This window comes from Stenotrophomonas capsici (genome assembly GCF_034961085.1).
In the GTDB taxonomy this organism is placed as follows: Bacteria; Pseudomonadota; Gammaproteobacteria; order Xanthomonadales; family Xanthomonadaceae; genus Stenotrophomonas; species Stenotrophomonas capsici.
In genome coordinates, this window is the sequence record NZ_JAYFUH010000065.1 from 1 (window position 1) to 21,555 (window position 21,555).

General features: G+C 68.7%; 23 protein-coding genes. 18 read left to right on the forward strand and 5 right to left on the reverse strand.

Translation table 11 applies throughout. The annotated features are described in order from the left end of the window. On the forward strand, nt 1–263 hold a 263-nt coding region (locus VA603_RS05525; protein ID WP_323438196.1), incomplete at its 5' end, for an FAD-dependent oxidoreductase. Further along, on the forward strand, nt 263–1,339 hold the full coding sequence (gene alr, locus VA603_RS05530) for an alanine racemase (protein WP_313252325.1): 1,077 nt from the start codon (nt 263–265) through the stop codon (nt 1,337–1,339). The genes VA603_RS05525 and alr, both read left to right, overlap by 1 nt. Nucleotides 1,340–1,412: 73 nt before the next feature. Here the strand turns inward: alr and VA603_RS05535 are convergent, their stop codons facing one another. Next, nucleotides 1,413–1,982, reverse strand: a complete 570-nt coding sequence (locus tag VA603_RS05535) for a DUF3016 domain-containing protein (protein ID WP_132865798.1) — start codon at nt 1,980–1,982, stop codon at nt 1,413–1,415. Nucleotides 1,983–2,240: 258 nt separating this feature from the next. On the opposite strand from VA603_RS05535, the gene VA603_RS05540 reads away from it, so the two are divergent. The 5 genes from VA603_RS05540 to VA603_RS05560 all read left to right on the forward strand — a co-directional run bounded on the left by VA603_RS05540 (nt 2,241) and on the right by VA603_RS05560 (nt 7,052). Then, the gene (locus tag VA603_RS05540; RefSeq protein WP_243694110.1) at nt 2,241–4,187 is read left to right on the forward strand and encodes a hybrid sensor histidine kinase/response regulator; all 1,947 of its coding nucleotides are present in this window, start codon (nt 2,241–2,243) and stop codon (nt 4,185–4,187) included. A 63-nt stretch (nt 4,188–4,250) separates the two neighbouring features. Continuing rightward, the gene (locus tag VA603_RS05545) at nt 4,251–4,556 is read left to right on the forward strand and encodes a DUF3247 family protein (protein ID WP_132865796.1); all 306 of its coding nucleotides are present in this window, start codon (nt 4,251–4,253) and stop codon (nt 4,554–4,556) included. A 62-nt stretch (nt 4,557–4,618) separates the two neighbouring features. Beyond that, nucleotides 4,619–5,674, forward strand: a complete 1,056-nt coding sequence (locus VA603_RS05550) for a class I SAM-dependent methyltransferase (protein ID WP_323438197.1) — start codon at nt 4,619–4,621, stop codon at nt 5,672–5,674. Further along, entirely contained in the window at nt 5,671–6,378 is a 708-nt protein-coding gene (locus VA603_RS05555; RefSeq protein WP_132865794.1) for a pseudouridine synthase, read from the forward strand. The genes VA603_RS05550 and VA603_RS05555 overlap by 4 nt, the downstream gene beginning before the upstream one ends. Next, nucleotides 6,375–7,052, forward strand: coding sequence for an HAD family hydrolase (locus tag VA603_RS05560; protein ID WP_425603667.1), 678 nt, complete (start codon nt 6,375–6,377; stop codon nt 7,050–7,052). The genes VA603_RS05555 and VA603_RS05560 overlap by 4 nt, the downstream gene beginning before the upstream one ends. 101 nt (nt 7,053–7,153) lie before the next feature. Here VA603_RS05560 and VA603_RS05565 read toward each other — a convergent pair whose 3' ends face one another. Continuing rightward, nucleotides 7,154–7,723 carry a DUF1415 domain-containing protein gene (locus VA603_RS05565; RefSeq protein ID WP_323438198.1) on the reverse strand — a complete coding sequence of 190 codons (570 nt, stop codon included), beginning with the start codon at nt 7,721–7,723 and terminating at the stop codon, nt 7,154–7,156. Nucleotides 7,724–7,946: 223 nt separating this feature from the next. On the opposite strand from VA603_RS05565, the gene VA603_RS05570 reads away from it, so the two are divergent. The 3 genes from VA603_RS05570 (at nt 7,947) to VA603_RS05580 (ending at nt 11,733) form a co-directional block, all read left to right on the forward strand. Next, complete coding sequence (locus VA603_RS05570; protein ID WP_323438199.1) at nt 7,947–9,410, forward strand: benzaldehyde dehydrogenase; 1,464 nt, start codon at nt 7,947–7,949, stop codon at nt 9,408–9,410. Between the two features lie 14 nt (nt 9,411–9,424). Beyond that, on the forward strand, nt 9,425–10,552 hold the full coding sequence (locus VA603_RS05575; protein ID WP_323438200.1) for an NAD(P)-dependent alcohol dehydrogenase: 1,128 nt from the start codon (nt 9,425–9,427) through the stop codon (nt 10,550–10,552). A 74-nt stretch (nt 10,553–10,626) separates the two neighbouring features. Continuing rightward, on the forward strand, nt 10,627–11,733 hold the full coding sequence (locus VA603_RS05580) for a helix-turn-helix domain-containing protein (RefSeq protein ID WP_323438201.1): 1,107 nt from the start codon (nt 10,627–10,629) through the stop codon (nt 11,731–11,733). 18 nt (nt 11,734–11,751) lie between these two features. On the opposite strand, the gene VA603_RS05585 is transcribed toward VA603_RS05580, so the two are convergent. Together VA603_RS05585 and VA603_RS05590 are read right to left on the reverse strand one after the other, a co-directional pair. Beyond that, complete coding sequence (locus tag VA603_RS05585) at nt 11,752–12,237, reverse strand: YajQ family cyclic di-GMP-binding protein (protein WP_132865789.1); 486 nt, start codon at nt 12,235–12,237, stop codon at nt 11,752–11,754. A gap of 85 nt (nt 12,238–12,322) precedes the next feature. Continuing rightward, nucleotides 12,323–13,414 carry a serine hydrolase domain-containing protein gene (locus VA603_RS05590; protein WP_323438202.1) on the reverse strand — a complete coding sequence of 364 codons (1,092 nt, stop codon included), beginning with the start codon at nt 13,412–13,414 and terminating at the stop codon, nt 12,323–12,325. Nucleotides 13,415–13,519: 105 nt separating this feature from the next. Here VA603_RS05590 and VA603_RS05595 point away from each other — a divergent pair, with 105 nt between their 5' ends. From VA603_RS05595 to VA603_RS05620, 6 genes are all read left to right on the forward strand, one after another. Continuing rightward, complete coding sequence (locus VA603_RS05595) at nt 13,520–14,416, forward strand: DMT family transporter (protein WP_132865787.1); 897 nt, start codon at nt 13,520–13,522, stop codon at nt 14,414–14,416. A 268-nt stretch (nt 14,417–14,684) separates the two neighbouring features. Beyond that, a complete protein-coding gene (locus VA603_RS05600; RefSeq protein WP_323438203.1) occupies nt 14,685–15,692 on the forward strand; it encodes a methionine ABC transporter ATP-binding protein in 1,008 nt (335 codons plus the stop codon). Continuing rightward, nucleotides 15,689–16,378, forward strand: a complete 690-nt coding sequence (locus VA603_RS05605; protein WP_192287764.1) for a methionine ABC transporter permease — start codon at nt 15,689–15,691, stop codon at nt 16,376–16,378. Before VA603_RS05600 ends, VA603_RS05605 begins: the two co-directional genes overlap by 4 nt. 84 nt (nt 16,379–16,462) lie before the next feature. After that, on the forward strand, nt 16,463–17,257 hold the full coding sequence (locus VA603_RS05610) for a MetQ/NlpA family ABC transporter substrate-binding protein (RefSeq protein ID WP_323438204.1): 795 nt from the start codon (nt 16,463–16,465) through the stop codon (nt 17,255–17,257). A gap of 118 nt (nt 17,258–17,375) precedes the next feature. Then, on the forward strand, nt 17,376–17,939 hold the full coding sequence (locus tag VA603_RS05615) for a CcdC protein domain-containing protein (RefSeq protein WP_323438205.1): 564 nt from the start codon (nt 17,376–17,378) through the stop codon (nt 17,937–17,939). A gap of 60 nt (nt 17,940–17,999) precedes the next feature. Next, complete coding sequence (locus VA603_RS05620; protein ID WP_132865782.1) at nt 18,000–18,761, forward strand: YiiX/YebB-like N1pC/P60 family cysteine hydrolase; 762 nt, start codon at nt 18,000–18,002, stop codon at nt 18,759–18,761. 89 nt (nt 18,762–18,850) lie between these two features. Here the strand turns inward: VA603_RS05620 and VA603_RS05625 are convergent, their stop codons facing one another. Further along, the gene (locus tag VA603_RS05625; RefSeq protein WP_132865781.1) at nt 18,851–19,492 is read right to left on the reverse strand and encodes an OmpW/AlkL family protein; all 642 of its coding nucleotides are present in this window, start codon (nt 19,490–19,492) and stop codon (nt 18,851–18,853) included. A 202-nt stretch (nt 19,493–19,694) separates the two neighbouring features. Here VA603_RS05625 and VA603_RS05630 point away from each other — a divergent pair, with 202 nt between their 5' ends. Together VA603_RS05630 and VA603_RS05635 are read left to right on the forward strand one after the other, a co-directional pair. Then, the gene (locus tag VA603_RS05630) at nt 19,695–20,249 is read left to right on the forward strand and encodes a DNA-deoxyinosine glycosylase (protein WP_132865780.1); all 555 of its coding nucleotides are present in this window, start codon (nt 19,695–19,697) and stop codon (nt 20,247–20,249) included. A gap of 187 nt (nt 20,250–20,436) precedes the next feature. Then, the coding region (locus tag VA603_RS05635) for a 2-oxo acid dehydrogenase subunit E2 (protein ID WP_323438206.1) at nt 20,437–21,555 on the forward strand (1,119 nt) is incomplete at its 3' end.

Here is a 21,555-nt window from a genome sequence, read left to right on the forward strand (position 1 = left end):
TGGTCAACGACCTGTACCCGCAGGGTGGCGACCTGTCCAAGGCCACGTTCTGGACCGGCCTGCGCCCGGCCACGCCGGACGGCACCCCGGTGATCGGCGCCACGCCGTACCGCAACCTGTTCCTCAACACCGGCCACGGCACGCTGGGTTGGACCATGGCCGCCGGCTCGGGCCGTTACCTGGCCGACCTGATGAGCGGCAGGACGCCGCAGATCAGCAGCGAAGGCCTGGACATCTTCCGCTACGGCAAGGGACAGCACTGATGCGCCCGGCACAGGCACTGATCGACCTGGAGGCGTTGCGCCATAACTACCGGCTGGCCCGCCAGTTGGGGGGCGGCAAGGCCTTGGCGATCATCAAGGCCGACGCCTACGGCCACGGTGCGGTGACCTGCGCACGCGCGCTGCAGGACGAGGCCGACGGTTTCGGCGTGGCCTGCATCGAGGAAGCGCTGGAGCTGCGCCAGGCCGGCATCCGCGGGCCGATCCTGCTGATGGAAGGCTTCTTCGATGCGGCCGAGTTGCCGCTGATCGTCGAGCATGACCTGTGGACGGTGGTGTCCTCGTCGTGGCAGCTGGAGGCGGTGGAAGCCTTCCGCACCGATGCCACGCTGCGCATCTGGCTGAAGCTGGACAGCGGCATGCACCGGCTGGGGTTGTCGCCGGATCAGTTCCGCGATGCGCACGCGCGCCTGAGCGCGCTGCCCACCGTGGGACCGCTGGTGATGATGAGCCACCTGGCGCGCGCCGACGAACTGGACAGCAACCGAACCCGCGAGCAGTTGGACGTGTTCCAGCACGCCATCGCCGGCCTGGCTGGCGAGACCAGCCTGTGCAATTCGCCGGCGCTGCTGGGCTGGCCGGACGTGCGCAGCGACTGGGTGCGCCCGGGCCTGATGCTGTACGGCGCCGATCCGCTGTACCCGCAGCCCAGCCCGCACGCGGCGCAGTTGCGCCCGGTGATGACGTTGCAGTCGCGGGTCATCGCGGTGCGCGAGCTGGGTGTCGGTGAGCCGCTGGGCTATGGCGCGCGGTTCATCGCCCAGCGCCCGACCCGCGTCGGCGTGGTGGCGATGGGCTATGCCGATGGCTACCCGCAGTTCGCGCCCAATGGCACGCCGGTGTTGATCGATGGCGTGCCCGGTCAACTGATCGGCCGCGTGTCGATGGACATGCTCACCATCGACCTCACCGACCACCCGCAGGCGGGCCACGGCAGCATCGTGCAGCTGTGGGGCAACGCGCCGACCATTTCCGAGCTGGCCCCGCGCTGCAACACCAGCGCCTACCGCTTGCCGTGCAGCCTCAAGCGCACCCCGCGCGTCTACCTGAGCGAGTAAGCCGCGCCGCCGTCCACCCATGCAGAAGGGCCGCATGCGCGGCCCTTCCTGGTAATACCCGGTTCGGGTGGAGTTACAGCCCGGCGGTCTTGCGTTCCGGTTGCAGCTCGCGGCGCAGCCAATCGTCGAGCAGGCGCTTCTCGTAACGCAGCGGATCGGTGTTGCTGGGCAGGCTGCTGTTGAACAGGTAGCCGGTGTCCGACAGCCGGCGCTCGCCCTGGTCGATCACCTGGCCGTTGGCATCGGTCAGGGTGAACTGCAGGTTGATGCGTGGCGGGTAGATGTCACGCAGGAAGCGCACGTCGTCCATCTGCGGCCCATGCCACGGCTCGTAGTCACCGGCACGCTTGATGTCGGTGATGGTCACGTCCAGCTTCTGTCCTTCGGGCAGGCGCTTGTCGGCCTGCTTGCGCAGGTGCTCGGCCAAGGTCACCACCCAGTCGCCGCGCTGGGCTTCCCAGCGGTTGCGGCTGGTGCGCAGCTCGGTGAACTGGGCCGGGTCGGTCCACTGCACCTGCACCGTACCTTCGGTGGGCAGGGCACGCGGGGCTTCCGGGTCGGACACGTTGCGCGGCTTGGCATGGGCACCGGCAACCGCCAGCAGGCAGGCCAGGCCAAGTCCGGTGACGGTCAGGGTTCTCATGGCACGTACTCCTGTGGATTGGGATGGACCAAGTGTGATCGGGGTTGGGAGAGCCGGCAATGAACGCTGTCAACCTGCCAGCCCCGGATTGCGTGATGGTTCATCATCACGTCCTGTGGATCGCCCGCTGCGCAGACTGCAGCAGCGCCGCCGCCAGCCCGAGTACGCCCCCCGAACGCCCCGCCGATGCTCCCCTTCGACCACGAAATCCGCCGCCAGCTTCCCAACCTGCCTGACCTGGACCTGGAGAATGCCTCCCTGTACCGGGAGGTGTTCGATGCGGTGGGAACCGGCTTCTGCGTGATTGAGCTGCTGTTCGAGAACGAGGAGGCCGTCGATTTCCGTTACCTGAAGGTCAACCGCGCGTTCGAGCGCATCACCGGCCTGGCCGAGGTGACCGGCCGGCGCGTGCGTGAGGTGCTGCCGGGGGTGGAGCCGTACTGGTTCCAGTTGTTCGGCCACGTGGTGCGTGAAGGGCGGATGGTGCAGTTCGAGCGCGAGGTGCGCGAGCTCGGCCGCTGGTACTCGGTAGAGGCCGTGCGCGTCGGTGCGCCGGAGCAATGCCGGGTGGCGATGCTGTTCTTCGACATCTCCGAGGCCAAGCGGGTGGAAATCGAGCTTGCCGAAAGCGAGGCGCGCTTCAGCGCGCTGGCCGACGGCCTGCCGATGCCGGTCTGGGTGCTGGATGACCTGGGCCAGGTACGTTTCGTCAACGCCGCCTTCGGCACCTACTTCGGCCTGGCCCCGGACGTGGACATCGGCCCCGGGCATTGGCAGAAGCTGCTGCATCCCGACGACCTGGCGCCGTTCGGGTACGAACTCGAAGCGGCCCTGGCCGAGCGCCGCGAGCTGCACATGAGCGTGCGCGTGCGCCGCCACGACGGGCAATGGCGCTGGCTGGAGATGAATGCCGTGCCGCGATTCTCCCCGGACGGCCGCTTCATCGGCCTGGCCGGCAACAGCCCGGACGTCACCGAGCGCCGCGAGATCGACATGGCGCGCGAGGAACTGCTCGCCGCCGAGCGTGCCGCGCGCAACGCCGCCGAAGGCACCGCGCGGATGAAGGATGAATTCCTGGCCACGCTGTCGCATGAACTGCGCACGCCGTTGACCACGGTGCTGGGCTGGAGCGAGCTGCTGCTGCAGCGCATGGACGCCGACCACCCGATGCGCAAGGGGTTGGAGGTGATCGCCAGCAGCGCGATGACGCAGAAGCACCTGATGTCGGACATGCTCGACCTGAGTAGCATGCTGCTGGGCAAGGTGCAGCTGGAGGTGGAGGTGCTGGACCTGGCCGAGCAGGTGCGCGACACCGTCCGCGCGCAGGAACTGGTGGCCGAAGGCAAGGCGCAGGAGCTGACCCTGTCGCTGCCCGAGCACCCCTGCCAGGTGCTGGGCGATGCCACCCGCATCCGCCAGATCCTCTCCAACCTGCTCTCCAACGCGATCAAGTTCACCGCCGTCGAAGGCCATATCCACATCCGCGTGCTGCGCGACGGCGAGCATTACGAAGTACGGGTCAGCGACGACGGCGACGGCATCGCGCCGGAGTTCCTGCAGCAGCTGTTCAGCCGCTTCAGCCAGGCCGATGGCACCACCACCCGGCGCCATGGCGGGCTCGGGCTGGGCCTGGCCATCGTCCAGCAGCTGACCGAACTGCATGGCGGCACGGTGTCGGCCGAGAGTGCCGGCGAGGGCCGGGGGGCCACCTTCCGGCTGCGGCTGCCGGTCCATCGCGCCCGCGAGGCGGACGGGCGACCGCGGCGCAAGGTGCAGCGTGGCCCGATCGGCGCACAGGTGGTGGCTGCGCACGCGCTGGCCGGGCTGCGCATGCTCGCGGTCGAGGACCAGCCGGACATGCTGGTCTACCTCAAGCGCCTGCTGGAGGAGCAGGGTGCTTCGGTGGTGGCCGTCAGCAGCGCCGCCGAAGCGCTGGAACTGCTGGGCATGGGTGGCCATGCGGCCTTCGATGTGCTGATCAGCGACATCGGCATGCCCGGCATGGACGGCTACGGGCTGGTCACCACCCTGCGCGAGACGCTGGGCATCGGCGGGGCCGAACTGCCGGCGGTGGCGGTGACCGCGCTGGCCCGCGAGGACGACCGGCGCCGTGCGTTCTCGGCCGGCTTCCAGGGCCATATCGCCAAGCCGTACAGCGTGGCCCAGCTGGTGGGCGCCATCCGCGATGCCCGCTTGCCACGCTGAATCTTTGCGCCGGTTTCACGCGCCGCCCCGCTAATGTGATGACGAGCACTCTTGGACGCTCGCATGGCCCTCTACGCGCCCCACGTCTATTCCGACCCGCTGACCATTGCCGCGCTTGAAACCCTGGCGGGGGAACTGCCGGGGCAGGCGCGGGTGATGCTGGTGCTCAAGGACGGCAGCCGGGTCGCCGGCACGGTGGTGATGCGGCCTTGCCTGCAGCACTTTTCCGACCCGGCCGAGCAGGCCGGGGTCAACGCCATGGTGCGCCTGGACGACCTGGCGCGGATCTCCCAGCAGCACGTGATCTGGCTGGACAGCGTCCGCCAGGTGCTGCGGCTGGGCGAGCCGGGGCCGGGCGAGGTCCTGTAGCGTTGCGGTGGGCCGGGGCCAAGCCCCGGTAGAATGGACGGCCCGTTCCAAGAAGTACCGGCATGCCCGCCCTGCAAGACGCCCCGCTGCAAACCCTGTTCCTGCCCTTTTCCCATGCCGGCCTGCGTTGGCCGGCCGGCCCGGTGTTGTTCCTGCGTGCCCGCGATGGCTGGCCGCTGCGCGAGCACGCCGCGCCGGGGCAACTGGTCTGCGCGCAGAGCTTCCGCCCGTTCGCCGACGCGCTGGGGCGCAGTGGCTGGCAGGTGGTGGACGAGGACGCGCTGGACGCCGACGACACGCGTTATGCGCTGGTGCTGGTGCTGCCGCCGCGCCAGCGTGATGAGGCCCGCGCGCTGTTCGCCCGTGCGCTGTCGTCGTTGGCGCCGGGCGGCATCGTGGTTGCCTGCCAGTCCAACAACGAGGGCGCGCGCTCGGGCGAGAGCGACCTGCAGCAGCTGGCCGGGCTGGGCGGCAAGCTGACCAAGAACCACTGCCGTGCCTACTGGACCGCGCCGGCTGATGGCCGTCACGACGAAGCCCTGCGCAAGCGCTGGGCGGCACTGGACGCGCCGCGTGGCATCGTCGATGGGCGCTTCCAGAGCCGGCCCGGCGTGTTCGCCTGGGACCGCATCGACCCGGCCTCGGCGCTGCTGGTCGAACAGTTGCCGGTCGACCTGGCCGGGCGTGGCGCCGACCTCGGCGCCGGCTGGGGGTATCTGTCGGCCGAAGTGCTGGCGCGCTGCCCCAAGGTCACCGCGCTGGACCTGTACGAAGCCGAGTCACGCGCGCTGGCGCTGGCCCGCCGCAACCTGGCCGGTAGCAGCGCCAAGCTGGACTTCCGCTGGCATGACGTCACCGCCGGCATCGACGGCCGCTATGACTTCGTCGTTTCCAATCCGCCATTCCACACCCCGGCGCGCGAAGACCGCCCCGACATCGGCCAGCGCTTCATCGCCGTGGCCGCGCAGGCACTGCGCCCGGGCGGGCAGCTGTTCATGGTGGCCAACCGCCACCTGCCGTACGAGCAGATCCTCAACGAGAGCTTCGGCCAGGTGCGCGTGGCGGCCGAGCGCGATGGCTTCAAGGTGATCGTCGGCACCCGCGGGGGCCGCGCATGAAGCTGGTCAAGCACATCGCCAACCTTGGCTACGGCAGCCGCAAGCAGGTGCAGGGGATGTTCCGCGAAGGCCGCATCACCGACGCCGACGGCGAGGTGCTGTATGCCGACGACAAGGTTGAACACGACGCCATCCGCGTCGACGGCGAACCGCTGGACCCGCCGCCCGGGCTGGCGCTGATGCTGTACAAGCCGACCGGCTACACCTGCTCGACCAAGGACCAGGGGCGGTTGGTCTACGACCTGCTGCCCGAGCGTTTCCGCGACCGCGACCCGGTGCTGTCCAGCGTCGGTCGCCTCGACCGCGATACCTCCGGCCTGCTGCTGATGACCGACGACGGCCAGCTGCTGCACCGCATCGTTTCGCCCAAGGCACGCCTGGACAAGGTCTACGTCGCCGAGCTGGCGCAGGACCTGCGCGGTGACGAGGCGGCGCAGTTCGCCAGCGGCACGCTGCTGCTGGAATCGGACGACAAGCCGCTGCTGCCGGCCGAACTGGAGGTGCTGGGCCCGCGCCAGGTGCGCCTGACCCTGCACGAAGGCCGCTACCACCAGGTGCGGCGCATGTTCGCCGCGGTCGGCAACCACGTGCAGGCGCTGCAGCGCGTGCGCATTGGCGGCCTGGACCTGGGCCAGCTGCAGCCGGGGCAATGGCGGCAACTGCAGGCCGCCGATCTTCAGACGCTGTTCGGAGCGGCCCAGTGAACCTGATGACGGGGCTGCCGGCACGTCCGCAGGCGGTGATCTTCGACATGGACGGGCTGATGCTGGACAGCGAACGCGCGTTGCTCGGCTGCCTGGAACAGACCGCGCGCGCGCATGGCTACGAGGTGCCGCGCGCGTTGCTGCTGTCGCTGGTGGGCTCGGCCGATGCGGTTACCCGCCGCAGGCTGGGCGATGCACTGGGCGTGGAGCGCACCGACGCGCTGCTGGCCGATTCCTATGCCCGTTACGACGGCATCGTCGAAGCCGGCGTGCCGTTGCGCCCGGGCATCCTCGAACTGCTGGAGCTGCTGGACGCGCACCAGGTGCCGCGCGCGGTGGCCACCGCCACCCGCACGCCGTTGGCGCAGCGCAAACTGGAAGCGGCTGGCCTGCTGGCGTATTTCCAGGCCGTGGCCACCAGCACCGAGGTGGCCCATTCCAAGCCGGCACCGGACATCTACCTGCTCGCCGCGGCGCGGCTGGGCGTGGCGCCGCAGCATTGCCTGGCGCTGGAAGATTCGCCGACCGGCGTGCGCGCGGCGCTGGCGGCGGGCATGACCACCATCCAGATTCCCGACCTGCTCGAGCCGGACGACGACGTCCGCGCGCTGGGCCACCGCATCACCGGCTCGCTGCACGACGTGCACCAGATGCTGCAACCCTGGCTGGGCTGAACCCGGCCAGGTTCCCTCACGGCAGCGCGGGCAAGCGGTTCGCCCGGTGACCCTCCCGCAGGCCGGGATGCAATCCCGGCGCCATGCGCCGCACGTAGGTTTCAGTGCGGCTTTTCGCCCGACAACAACCGCTCCCAGCCGTCCACGCCCAGCTTGTCCAGCGTGGCGATGTTGCGTTCCACGATCACGTCCGGGTCGGGGAAGGCCGCCACCGCGCGCTCCACGCTGTCTTCGCGCAGCAGGTGCAGGATCGGGTAGGGCGCGCGGTTGGTGTAGTTGCTCACGTCGTCCGGGGCCACGCCCTCGAACTGGTACTGCGGATGGAAGCTGGCCACCTGCAGGATGCCCGGCAGGTCCAGCGCTTCCAGCACCGCGTCGGTGTTGTCGAGGAAGTCGTTGTACTCCAGGAAATCGGTCAGCACGTCCGGATGGATGATCAGCGTCGTGTCGATCTGCTCGGCCGGGGTGTCGCGCAGCAGCACCAGCTCCTCGGCGAGCTCTTCCAGCAGGGCCTCGGGCGTGGTCGCATCGCTGAGCACGAAGCGCACCTGCTGCTTGACGTACACCGCCTTGGCGAACGGGCACAGGTTCAGGCCGATCACCGCCTTCTCCAGCCAGTTCCGGGTAACGGCGATGGGATCGGGGGCAAGGTGGTCGGTGAAGTCGGTCATGGCAGGCCCTTTGGGCTGGCTGGGGGGCCGATTGTAGAGGTTCCAGCACGCCTGCTGTCCCTTGATGAGACCGGGTACAGCGCCGGCTGTCCCGTAATGAAACACCCGCAAGTCCCGCAATGACGGCCTGCGCGGGCGTCTGCGTGATTGTCGGGCACGGCCAATAGCCAACGCCGGGGTGGGGGTATCCAATGCATCGCAAGCGATGCGTGGAGTGTGTGTGATGAGCGTACAGACCTTCCTGCCGGCCGCACTCTGGTCGGGCAAGCAGTTCGTCGGGCAGTGGCAGGACGGACGCATCCTGCGCGAGGTACGCGAGCCGGCGACCGGGCGTGCCCTGGGCCAGGTGGCGATGGCCTCGCCCGAGCAGATCGCCGCGTCGGCGGCGCGGGCCGCGCACGTGCAGCGTGCATGGGCCAATGCCGGGCACGAAGTGCGCGCACGTGTGCTGCGTCGTGCCGCCGTGCTGGCCGAAACCCATTCCGGCGAGATCGTTGACTGGCTGGTGCGCGAGGGCGGGTCGACGCGGCTCAAGGCCGGTTCCGAGCTGAAGGTGGTTGTCCGCGTGCTGCACGAGGCGACGGCATTGCCCTCCCGTGCCGTGGGCGAGGTACTGCCATCGCAGCCGGGGCGGTTGAGCCTGGCGCGGCGGCGCCCGCTGGGCGTGGTCGGGGTGATCTCGCCGTTCAACTTCCCGCTGTACCTGGCCCTGCGCGCGGTCGCGCCGGCCTTGGCGCTGGGCAATGCGGTGGTGCTCAAGCCGGACCCGCGCACCGCCGTGTGCGGTGGGCTGGTGATCGCCCGCCTGTTCGAACTGGCCGGCCTGCCGGAAGGCGTGCTGCATGTCCTGCCCGGGGACGGCGCCGCCGGTGCGGCGCTCTGCCGCGACCCGCACGTGCGGATGATCCAGTTCACCGGGTCCACCGCCGCCGGGCGCAAGGTCGGCGAAACCGCGGGCCAGCACCTGAAGAAGGTGTCGCTGGAACTGGGCGGGAAGAACACGCTGATCATCCTGGACGACGCCGACATCGACCTGGCCGTGGCCAACACCGCCTGGGGTGCGTACCTGCACCAGGGCCAGATCTGCATGGCGACCGGGCGCGTGCTGGTGCAGCGTGGCCTGTACGCGGCGTTCGTGGAAAAGCTGGTGGCCAGGGCAAAGCAGCTGAAGGTGGGTGACCCCGCGCAGGAGGACGTCGCACTGGGGCCGCTGATCAATGCGCAGCAACGCGACCACGCCATCGGCATCGTCAACGCCGCGCGCGCGGCCGGCGCCACGCTGGCGGCCGGCGGTACGTTCCGCGACCTGTTCTTCGCGCCGACCGTGCTGGCCGACGTGGGGCGTGACAATCCCGCGTTCGGCGAGGAGATCTTCGGCCCGGTGGCAGTGGTGGTGCCCTTCGACAGTGACGATGAAGCAGTCGAGCTGGCCAATGACACGCCCTACGGCCTGTCGATGGGCGTGATCACCGCCAACGTCGGGCGTGCGCTGAAGCTGGGTGAGCGGCTGCACACGGGGTTGCTGCACATCAACGACCAGACCGTGAACGACGAGGTGCTCAACCCGTTCGGGGGCGTGGGCATCTCGGGCAACGGCACCAGCATTGGTGGCCCGGCCAACCTCGACGAGTTCACCCAGTGGCAGTGGCTGACGATCAAGGCCGATGCCCCTGCCTATCCGCTGTAAGCCAGGAGACCGGCATGAATGCGATTGATGCAACGCGCGAGATCACCGTGGCGGTGGTGCGCGGCAAGGAACAGCCCTTCCGTATCGAGCAGGCGCGCATCCGCGGCCCGCGCAGCGACGAGGTGCTGGTACGGATCGTGGCGACGGGCCTGTGCCACACCGACCTGATCGTGCGCGACCAGTACTACCCGGTGCCGTTGCCGATCGTGCTTGGCCACGAAGGCGCGGGGGTGATCGAAGCGATCGGCCCGGAAGTGAAGGGGCTCGCGGTGGGGGACCACGTGGTGCTGGCCTACGGTGCCTGCGGGCATTGCAAGCCGTGCAGCAGCGGCCACGGCGCGTACTGCGTCGACTTCTATGCGCAGAATTTCGGCGGCGCCGCGGCCGATGGTTCCAACGCGCTGCAGGATGCGGATGGCGCCCCGCTGCACGACCACTTCTTCGCCCAGTCCTCGTTTGCCACCTATGCCCTGGCGCGCGAGAACAACGCGGTGAAGGTGCCCGACGACGCACCGCTGGAACTGCTGGGGCCGTTGGGCTGTGGCATCCAGACCGGTGCCGGGGCGGTCATCAACTCGATGAAGGTCACGCCCGGCAGCAGTTTCGCCGTCTACGGGGCCGGTGCGGTCGGCCTGAGCGCGGTGATGGCCGCGCGCGTGGCGGGTGCGGCCATCATCATCGCCGTGGACGTGGTGCCGTCGCGGCTGGCGCTGGCGCGGGAACTGGGCGCCACCCATGTCATCGACAGCCGCACGCAGGACATTGTCGCGGCGGTGCAGCAGATCAGTCCTGGTGGCGTGGACTACGCGCTGGAATCCACCGGCCGCGCCGACGTGCTGGAGCAGGGCGTCACCGCCTTGGCCAAGCTCGGCGTGATCGGCGTGGTCGGTGCTTCGAAGATGGGCACCCAGGCCAGCTTCGACGTCAACAACCTGCTGATGGGCGGGCGTAGCATCCGTGGCGTGGTCGAAGGCGACAGCGTGCCGCAGGTGTTCATCCCGCAACTGGTGCAGTTGTACCTGCAGGGGCGCTTTCCGTTCGACCGGCTGGTGACGTTCTACCCGCTGGCGCAGATCAACCAGGCGGCCGAGGACAGCCGCCGTGGCATCACGCTCAAGCCGATCCTGCGTATCGGCGGCTGAAGGCGGGACGAGGTGTCGGGAATGCACACAACACGGGCAGGCCGCCGCCGCGCCCAGCCGCAGGAGTCGCCGTGATGACCGGGATCATCCAGGAGCGCCAGCAACAGCTGGCCCATGCGCGCCACGCGTTCGCCGGAGGCGGGCCGCTGCCCGTCCACCTGCTGCCGCCCCCGCTGCTGCGCTCGTGGCAACGCTCGCGGCAGGCCGGCCTCGCGCCGCGCGAGGCCCCGCTGCTGCAGCCGCGCATCGCCCGTCCATCACCGCCGGAACACCCGGACGACCGGCGCCTGGCACGCTGCGTGCAGCAGGAACTGGACCGGCTGTGGGCCGCGTTCGGCGGCCGCCACTGGACCCTGTTCTGCGTGAATGCACAGGGATGGATCGTGGCCCAGCGCGAGCACGGCCTGACCGATTCGCCGCTGCTGCGCTCGATCCAGCTCGGCCGGCGGCTGCGCGAGTCGCACCTGGGCACCACAGCCCCCAGCTGCGCGCTGGCCGATGATCTGCCGGTGCTGGTGCGAGGCAACGAACACTACCTGGACCACTTCGCGCACACCTTCTGCCTGAGCGTGCCGCTGCATGGGCTGGAAGGCCAGGTGCTGGGCGCGCTGGACATCACCGGCAACGGCGACCGCAACGCCGCGCTGCTGCTGGACTACTTCCGCCAGGCGGCGTTGTCGGTGGAGAACCGGTTGATGCTCGAATGCCGCCCGTGCCACCTGCTGGCCCTGCAGCATGATCCACGCTGGCTGCACACCCCGTTCCAGGGGCTGCTGGCGGTGGAGGAGAACGGGCGCGTCCGTGCCGCCAACCGCATCGCCCGGCGCCTGCTTGACCTGCCACGGCGTGGCCCGTTGCCGACGCTGATGCTGGAAGGCCTGTTCGCCGCGGCCAACGTGCACCAGCGGCGGCGCCTGCTGCAGGCCGGGGCGGCGCGACGCGTGCCGGTCAGCGGGGACCGGGCGGTGTACGTGCAGTACCTGCGCCCGCCGGTGCCGCGGCGCGGCAGCATCGCCATCCCGGAGGCGGCGCGGCAGGCGGGGCAGGGCTCGCTGCGTGCGCAGGGCACGCGTGCGGTGCATGAAGCCATGCAACTGCACCAGGGCAATGTCAGCGCGGCCGCGCGCCGGCTCGGCATCTCGCGCACCACGCTGTACCGCAAGTTGCAGCAGGGCGACTGACCCTGCCGTAGCGTTGGATCAATCGCGGAAGTTGTCGAACTGCAGCGGCTGCTCGAACTCGCCCTTCTTCAGCAGTGCGATCACTTCCTGCAGGTCGTCGCGCTTCTTGCCGTTCACGCGCAGCTTGTCGCCGTTGATCTGGGTGTCGACCTTGATCTTGGCTTCCTTGATCCTGGCGGCGATCTGCTTGGCCAGCTTCTGCTCGATGCCCTGCTTGACCGTGACCTGCTGGCGCGCGCCGCCCAGGTTGGTCTCGATGTCGCCGAACTCCATGCAGCGGAAGTCGATGTTCCGCGCCGACAGGCGCAGGCGCAGGATGTCGGCCATCTGCTTGAGCTGGAAGTCGGTGGGCGCGGTGAGCTTGATCAGCTTCTCGTCCTCCAGGTCGAACTTGGCATCCACGCCCTTGAAATCGAAGCGGGTGGACAGCTCGCGGTTGGCCTGGTCGATGGCGTTGGTCAGCTCGTGCTTGTCAACTTCGGAAACGACGTCGAAAGAAGGCATGGGGGTAACTCCGTTCAATGAAAACCGCCGCCATTCTAGGCGATGCCTTGCACCCCGGTAGAGCACCGCCATGATGCGCCGGCGTTCAGGGCCCCTTCCACTGCGCATGCAGCAGGTTGGACACCGCATAGCAGGCCGGGGCGTCCTTGTTGGACAACACCACCACCGTCTCGCCGGTGCGCGGGTAGTGGCGCACGTCGGTGCAGATGCCGTCGGCGCTGCCGCCGTGGCCCCAGCGGAAATCGCGCTCCGGCACGCCTTCGCCATAGCCGGTGGCAAAGAACCCCAGCCCCATGAACTCGCGCTGGGTGCGCGTGGCCTCGGCCAGCAGGGCAGGAGGCAGCAGCTTGCCTGCGTTCAACGCCTGCACGAAGCGCAGCAGGTCGCGCGCGGTACCCACCTCGCCGCCGGCGGAAAAACCGCGCGCCGGCAGCGTGGCGCAGTTGCGCACGCGCTTGCCGTCGACCTCCACGTAGCCCGCGGCCAGGTCGGGGGCCGGGTCGCTGCAGTCCACGAAGCCGGTCCGGGTCATGCCGGCCGGTGCGAGGACGTGCTGCCGGATGTAACTTTCGAAGTCCTGCCCGGACAGTACCTCGACCATCCTGCCGAGCACGATGTAGCCGTAGTTGCCGTACTTCTGCTGCGTGCCGGGCGTGAACTCCGGGGCACGGCCACCGTGCAGCGCGATCATGTCGGCCAGCGTCCGCAGCCGGGCGCGCTCTGCGGAATGCGTGGCACCGAACAGCTCCTCGATGTCGCCGGCGCCGGCGCTGTGGGTGAGCAGTTGCCGGACGGTTACCCCGTCGGCGAATGCCCGGTTCGGATAGTCCTTGAGCACCTGCCCGACCGGCGAGTCCAGGCCGAGCTTGCCCGCGGCCACCTGCTGCAGCACCGCCACGCTGGTGAACATCTTGCCGGCCGAGGCGAAGTTCAGGCGGTCACCGGCCTGCAGCGGCGCATCGCCGTTCTCGTCGCGCAGGCCGTAGGCCTTCTCGAACAGCACCGTGTCGCCGTTGGCCACCAGCACCACGCCGGAGAACTTGCCGGCCGCTTCCACGCCCAGCGCGAAGCCGTCCAGCTGGGCCAGCGCAAGCGGGTCGGGAACTTCGCCGGCCAGCGACGGCCAGGGCAGCGTGGCCAACAGGCAGGCCAGCAACGGGCGGAGGGGAACGGGCAACCGCGGACACTTCGCTTGCATGGGAATCTCCCGGCACGATGTGGGCTGAACATAGCGCACCGGCCGGGGTTACCGATAATGCGCGCGACAGCGGATAATCGATCCATGTCCGTGACCAAATCCCCCGCGCGCGCCATCATCTGGATGCTGGCCGCCGTCGCCTTCTTTTCGCTGATGGATGCCGGCATGAAGATGCTGGCCGAAAGCTATCCCACCCTGCAGGTGACCACGCTGCGTGGCGCGGCCTCGTTGCCGTTCGTGCTGGTGTGGGTGCTGATGACCGCCGGCCCGCGTTCGATCATCCCGGTGCGCTGGGGCCTGCACCTGCTGCGCGGCGTGCTGGGCATGGTGATGATCGGTTGCTTCGTCTACGCGCTGCGCACGCTGCCGTTGTCCACCGCCTACACGATCTACTTCGTCGCCCCGCTGCTGGTGGCTGCGCTGTCGGTGCCGTTGCTGGGTGAGTACGTGGGGCCGCGCCGCTGGGTGGCCATCGGCATCGGCCTGCTCGGCGTGATGGTGGTGCTGCGCCCGGGCGTGGATGGTTTCATTTCCTTCCCCGGGCTGATGGTGCTGATCGCGGCCACGGCCTACGCGATCGCCGCGGTGACGGTCAGCCTGCTGACCCGCACCGATACCCCGCAGTCGATGGTGGTGTGGTTCCTGCTGATCATGGCGGTGGGTGCGGGTCTGCTGGCCTGGCCGCAGTGGCAACCGCTGCAGTGGAAGCACGCTGCCCTGATCGCCGGCATGGGCCTGGCCGGGGCGCTGGGCCAGATCGCGCTGACCAAGGCGTTCCAGCTCGGCCAGGCCTCGCTGATCGCGCCGCTGGAGTACACCGGGCTGGTCTGGGTGATCGGCTGGGACCTGATGCTGTGGGACAAGCTGCCCGATCGCTGGACCTGGATCGGCGCGGCGATCATCGTCGCCAGCGGCCTGTACCTGCTGCACCGCGAGCGGGTCCAGCAGGCCCATCGGGCCGGTCCGGTCGACCATCCCTGAGCCCGCGCCGGCGGCACGTAGGCGGGGGAATCCCGGGGGCCTTTCCGGCGGGACCCGAAGGCATCTTCCCCGTCGTCCCCTTGGGCTGCGTCCAGGGGAGGGGCAGGGCAGTACCCGGGTCGGGATGGGGCCCGGTGGGCCAGCCGCAGCCCCGGAGATGCCAGCTTAGAACCAAAAGGAATAAGCTTCCGTCCATCAGCACGCGCGCCGGGCGGTCGGCGCTGCTAGGCTGCACGCCCCCCATTCTGTCCCCCCGGTTGCCCAGGCAGTGATCGCGTTCCAGAACCTGCAGAAGTCCTATGTCGTCGATGGTCGCGCGATCACCGCGCTGCATCCGCTTGATCTGACGATCGAGGCCGGCGAGGTATTCGGCATCATCGGCCATTCCGGTGCCGGCAAGTCCACCCTGATCCGCCTGATCAACCGCCTGGAAGAACCCAGTGGCGGCCGCGTGCTCATCGACGGGCAGGACGCCACCACGCTGGACGATGCCGGCCTGCGTGCGCTGCGCCGCCGTATCGGCATGATCTTCCAGCACTTCAACCTGCTGTCCTCGCGCACGGTGGCGGCCAATGTCGCCTTCCCGCTGGAACTGGCCGGCACCGCGCAGGCCGAGATCGATGCGCGCGTCGCCGAACTGCTGCGCACCGTGGGCCTGGAAGCCCATGCCAGCAAGTACCCGGCGCAGCTGTCCGGCGGCCAGAAGCAGCGCGTGGGCATCGCCCGTGCGCTGGCCACGCGCCCGCAGATCCTGCTGTGCGACGAGGCCACCAGCGCGCTGGACCCGCAGACCACCGCCTCGGTGCTGTCGCTGCTGGGCAAGATCAACCGCGAGCTGGGCCTGACCATCGTGCTGATCACCCACGAGATGGACGTGATCCGCCGTGTCTGCGATCGCGTGGCCGTGCTCGACGCCGGGCATCTGGTCGAGATGGGCCCGGTGACCGATGTGTTCCTGCACCCGCAGCATCCCACCACCCGCCGCTTCGTGTCCGAGTCCGAGCACGTGGACGAAGGCGAGCAGCTGCGCGACTACGCCGCGGTCAACGGCCGCATCGTGCGCCTGACCTTCCTCGGCAATGACACCTACGAACCGCTGCTGGGCCGCATCGCGCGCGAGACCGGGGTGGACTACAACATCCTGTCCGGCCGCATCGACCGGATCAAGGACACGCCCTATGGCCAGCTGACCGTCGCACTGGTCGGGGGTGACCAGGACGCGGCGCTGGCGGTGTTCGTCGGCGCCGGCGTACACGTGGAGGAGCTGCGCCAATGATGTTCGCGACCGCAGGCGGCTTCTTCCGCCACCTCGATGCCGGCAAGTGGGCCGACATCGGCCAGGCCACCCTCGACACCCTGCTGATGCTGGCCGGCTCGTTGCCGCTGACCATGGCCATCGGCCTGCCGCTGGGCGTGCTGCTGTTCCTGACCGGTTCGCCGCAGCTGCACCGCAAGCCGGTGGTCTACGGCGTGCTGGCGCTGCTGGTGAACCTGCTGCGCTCGGTGCCCTTCATCATCCTGATGATCGTGCTGATCCCGGTCACGCTGGGCCTGATGGGCACCTCGCTGGGCGTGCGCGGCGCGATCCTGCCGCTGGTCGTCGGCGCCGCGCCGTTCTATGCGCGCCTGGTCGAAACCGCCTTGCGCGAAGTGGACCGTGGCGTGATCGAAGCCAGCCAGGCGATGGGGGCGACCACCCGCCAGCTGGTGTTCAAGGTACTGCTGCCGGAGGCGCGCCCGGGCCTGATCGCCGGCGCCACCGTCACCACCATCGCGCTGATCGGCTTCACCGCGATGGGCGGTGCGATCGGTTCTGGTGGCCTGGGCGACCTGGCCTTCCGCGATGGCTACCAGCGCTCGCACACCGACGTGGCGCTGGTCACCGTGGTGCTGCTGCTGGTGCTGGTCCAGTTGCTGCAGATGGCCGGCGACCGGCTGGTCGCGCACTACAGCCGCAAGTAAGCCGCGCCCGGCCGTGCGTCGTCCGCGCGGCGGGCCTGTTACGGTATGCCGTCCACCATCCTTCCCCACGGGATCCTGATTCCTATGAAAAAGCTGCTCGCCTTCCCCCTGTTCGCCGCCGCGCTGGCGCTTTCGGCCTGCGGCAAGCCGGCCGCGGATGAGTCCAGGCTGGTGGTCGCGGCCACCGCGGTGCCGCACGCCGAGATCCTGGAAGTGGTCAAGCCGCTGATGCAGAAGGAAGGCGTCACGCTCGACGTGCGCGTGTTCAACGACTACGTGCAGCCCAACGACCAGCTGGTGCAGAAGCAGGTGGACGTGAACTACTTCCAGACCGAGCCTTACCTGCAGGCCTACAACCGTGACCGCAAGACCGAGCTGGTCACCGTCACCGGCGTGCACATCGAGCCGTTCGGTGCCTATTCGCGTCGCTTCACCTCGCTGGCCGAACTGCCCAGCGGCGCCGACGTGGTGATCCCGAACGACCCCAGCAACAACAGCCGCGCGCTGATCCTGCTGGACAAGGCCGGCGTCATCAAGCTCAAGGACCCGTCCAACGCACTGTCCACCCAGCGCGACATCGTCGAGAACCCCAAGGGCCTGAAGTTCCGCGAGCTGGACTCGGCGATGCTGCCGCGCGTGCTCGACCAGGTCGACCTGGCCCTGATCAACACCAACTACGCGCTGGATGCGGGCCTGAACCCGACCAAGGATGCGCTGGCCATCGAGAGCAGCGATTCGCCCTACGTGAATTTCCTGGTCGCGCGCCCGGACAACAAGGACGACGCCCGCGTGCAGAAGCTGGCCAAGGCCCTGACCAGCCCGGAAGTGAAGGCCTTCATCGAGCAGAAGTACAAGGGCGCGGTACTGCCGGCGTTCTGACCCGCGCACCGCTCGTGCCGGGCCACGCGCGGCAGGGGCGTGGCTCCGCTCTACCGGCCATCACGCGTGCCGGCCTATGCTCCCCGTTCCCGCTGCATCACGAACGGACCCTGACACCATGCCGATGCTGTTCGCCCTGCCGTTGGGGCTGCTGGTCTTCGTTGCGATCACGCTGCTGCTGTTGCCGCTGTCGCTGTGGCAGCGCGTGCGCAACGGCGGCGCGCGACGCCAGGCGCGGCCCTGGCTGATCACCTTCAATTTCTGGGGCACGCTGGTCTCGACCGTGATGTTCGTGGTGTTCACCGCCATCGCCGGCTTCTGGTGGACCAACGCCTGGGCCTATGCCGCTCTGGGATGGCTGGTGGGGCTGCTGGTCGGCGTGCTGGGCTACCGGCTCACGCAGTTCGACCCGGGTCCGGACGTGCTGTTCTACAAGCCCAGCACGGCGCTGGTGCTGCTGTTGACCCTGATGATCGTGGTGCGCCTGGTGGCAGGCCTGGTGCAGGGATGGCAGGCCTCGGTGAACGGCGTGGCCTGGCCGCAAAGCGGCTGGCTCAGCCATGCCGGCCTGCTGGCGATGGCGGCCCTGCTGCTGGGCTATGCCGGCATGTACGCACTGTTGCTGCGGCGACGGGTACGGCATCACCTGCGCTATCGTCGCCACGACCGCAGCGTGCGCTGATCCATGGCGGCCACGCCGGGCTGCCGGTAGGCTGGTGCAACGATCCTGCCGGGGGTATCCATGGGCGTGTTGAACCTGCTGGGACGCCGGATGGCGCATTTCCTCGCCCAGCCACGGCGTCGCCAGATGCGGCCGTCCACCAGCGACCCGGCGTTGCTGGCGCGGACGCTGCGACGCGGCGACGTGCTGTTGGTGGAAGGCAACAGCCGCTTCGCCACGGCGATCAAGTACCTCACCCAGTCCACCTGGTCGCACGCCGCGCTGTACATCGGCGAGGAGCCATTGCACGAAGGCGGGCGGCCGCAGCCGATGCTGATCGACGTGGACGTGGAGCAGGGCGTGCGGCGCATTCCGCTCAGCGAGTTCGCCCACCAGCACACGCGCATCTGCCGTCCACAGGGGCTGGCGCCGATGGTGGTGGAACAACTGGTCGCATTCATGCGTGCACGGCTGGGCTACAGCTACGACCTGAAGAACGTGTTCGACCTGGCCCGTTACCTGATCCGCCAGCCGCCCGTGCCCGGCAATATGCGCCGGCGCCTGATCGCGCTGGGCAGCGGCGAACCGACCAAGGCGATCTGCTCGACCTTGCTGGCGCAGGCATTCGAGTCGATCCGCTACCCGATCCTGCCCGAGATCGAAACGGTGCTGGAGCAGGCCGGTGGCCGCGAACAGCGGCTGGAGATCCTGCACATCCGCAACTACAGCCTGTACACGCCGCGCGACTTCGACGTCTCGCCGTTCTTCGACGTGATCAAGCCACGCCTGCAATCCGGCTTCGACTACCTCGCCCTGCAATGGAGCGAAGACGGCACCCCGTGAAGCCGCCCTGCGGCTGCGTGAACGAAGACAGGCACGGACCGCGAACGGTCCGTGCCTGTTGAATCAACCGCTGCTTTGTTCTGGATGAATCAGAAGCGGGCGCCGATACCAAAGCCCACGGTCCACGGGTCCAGCTTCAGGTCCTGGCCGGTGCCGGCGCCAGCGACGCGCAGTTCCGGACGGGCGTGCATGTAGCGTGCATCGGCACGGGCGAACCAGGTGGAGTTGATGTTCATGTCCACGCCGACGGTGCCGATGGCGCCCTTGGCGGTTTCCACGGCGACGTGGTCGCCGGTGCCGGACAGGCCATCGATCTTCTCGTTGCTGAAGTTCGACTCGTAGTAGCCCACGCCCACGAACGGGCGGAACACGTTGTCAGCCGCGCCGAAGTGGTACTGCGCGCTCAGCGCGATCGGCTGCTGCTCGACCGAGCCGGCCTTGGCGCCGCCATCGGTGCGCACGCGGTGGTTGAACTTGTCGGCAGCACCCCACAGTTCCACGGCGATGTTGTCGTTGAAGTAGTAGCTGGCGCTCAGCGTCGGGGCCGGGCCGCCATCGAACTTGTCGATGCCGTCCACCGGATCGCTCTTGGGCTGCAGCAGCGCAACGCCGCCAACCACGGCAAAATGCTTGCCCGATGCAGTGTCAGCCGTGCCGTCCTGCGCGAACGCAGTGGAAGAAAGCGCAAGTGCGCCCAGGGTGGCAAGGCTCAGAATCTTGATCGAACGCATGACAAACTCCTCGTCTCTCTATCGGGACATTGTTGTTTTCGAGGCCCTCGTTGCGGGGCGTGGCAAACCCTAGCGATGCGAAGATGAATCGCTCTGTACGCATGGGGTTTTTTCTGTGCATGCGTTCAGTAAGCAATGGACGAAACCCCATGAAATCGGGACAAACCACCCAAAGTCCGTTCACGATGTTGTGGCGCGCGTGATGGACGAACAGCTACTGCAGGGATTGCCTGCGCAGGTGAATGCGGATTGCCGGGTGCTGGTGCTGGGTTCGATGCCGGGCGCGGTGTCACTGCAGCAGGCGCGTTACTACGCGCATCCGCGCAACCGCTTCTGGCCGTTGATGGGCGCGTTGTGCGGATTCGATCCCGCGCAGGAGTACACGCAGCGCCTGCATTGCCTGTTGCAGTCCGGGGTCGGTGTCTGGGACGTGATCGGCCAGTGCCGGCGCAGTGGCAGCCTGGATGCGGCCATCGAGCGGGGCAGCGAAGTGCCCAATGCGCTGCCGGCGCTGATCCAGGGCCTGCCCGGGCTGCGCGCCATCGCCTGCAATGGCGGTGCCGCCGCCGCGGCGTTCCGGCGCTGGGTGTCCCCGGCTTTGCCGCCTTTGGCGGCTGCGCTGCCGGTGCTGGCGCTGCCTTCCACCAGTCCGGCCAACGCGGCATGGACATTGCCGCGCCTGCGCGCGGCCTGGGCGCCACTTCAGCCGTGGCTGGAAACCGGCGCGCAAGCTGCCCCAACGGCCCGTGGCCGTTGACGGGCAGGACATCAGGGACAACCGTTCGGGTCAGTATTGATGGCCTGGCTGGGACAACCGTCGCGCCCGGCCGGGCTTGGGGCGTGGCTGTCCAGGGACATACGTAGGCGAATTCAGTGGAGGCGGTTGGCGCTGCGGCCCGGGGACGCCACAATAGGAGATTCCCTCACTGTTGCTGGAGTTATTCATGGCCGAAATCAAGGAAGCACTTGTCCCCGATATCGGTGACTACAGCGACATTCCGGTGATCGAGATCCTGGTTGCCGTCGGCGACACGGTGAAGAAGGACCAGGGCCTGGTCACGCTGGAATCGGACAAGGCCACGATGGAAGTGCCGTCCGCCTATGCCGGCGTGGTCAAGGAACTCAAGGTCAAGGTGGGTGACACCCTGTCCGAGGGCAAGGTCGTGGCCGTGATCGAAGTGGCCGAGGAGAGCGCCGCCAAGCCGGCCGCCGCAGCTGCCCCGGCCGCGCCGGCCAAGGTCGAGCCGACCGCCGAGACCGGTGCCAAGGTCGAGCCGGTGGCTGTTGCCCCGGTGGCCGACAAGCTGGCCCAGCGCGAGATCCAGCAGGAAGACGCGCTGCCGGCCGGCACCCCGGCGACCCCGCCGGTGCAGTTCAACGCCGAAGGCGTGTTGCCGTCCAAGGTGCCGTATGCCAGCCCGGCGGTGCGCGTGTTCGCCCGTGAGCTGGGCGTGGACCTGGCCCAGGTGGGGGGCAGCGAGAAGGGCGGCCGCATCACCAAGGCCGACGTGCAGAAGTTCGTCAAGGGCGCCCTGAGCGGTGGCGTGGCCGTGGCCGGTGCCGCACCGGCCCCCGCCGGCGGTGGCCTGAACCTGCTGCCGTGGCCGAAGGTGGACTTCAGCAAGTTCGGCGAGACCGAGGTGCAGCCGCTGTCGCGCATCAAGAAGATCTCCGGCGCCAACCTGGCCCGCAACTGGGCGATGATCCCGCACGTCACCCAGTTCGACCAGGCCGACATCACCGAGCTGGAAGCCCTGCGCGTGGCGCTGAACAAGGAAAACGAGAAGGCCGGCATCAAGCTGACCATGCTCGCCTTCCTGATCAAGGCCAGCGCCGCGGCGCTGAAGAAGTTCCCCGAGTTCAACGCCTCGCTCGATGCCAGCGGCGAGAACCTCACCCTGAAGAAGTACTTCCACATCGGCTTCGCCGCCGACACGCCGAACGGGCTGGTCGTGCCGGTGATCCGCGACGTGGACAAGAAGGGTGTGGTGCAGATCGCGCAGGAAACCGGCGAGCTGGCGAAGAAGGCACGCGACGGCAAGCTCGGCCCGGCCGACATGAGC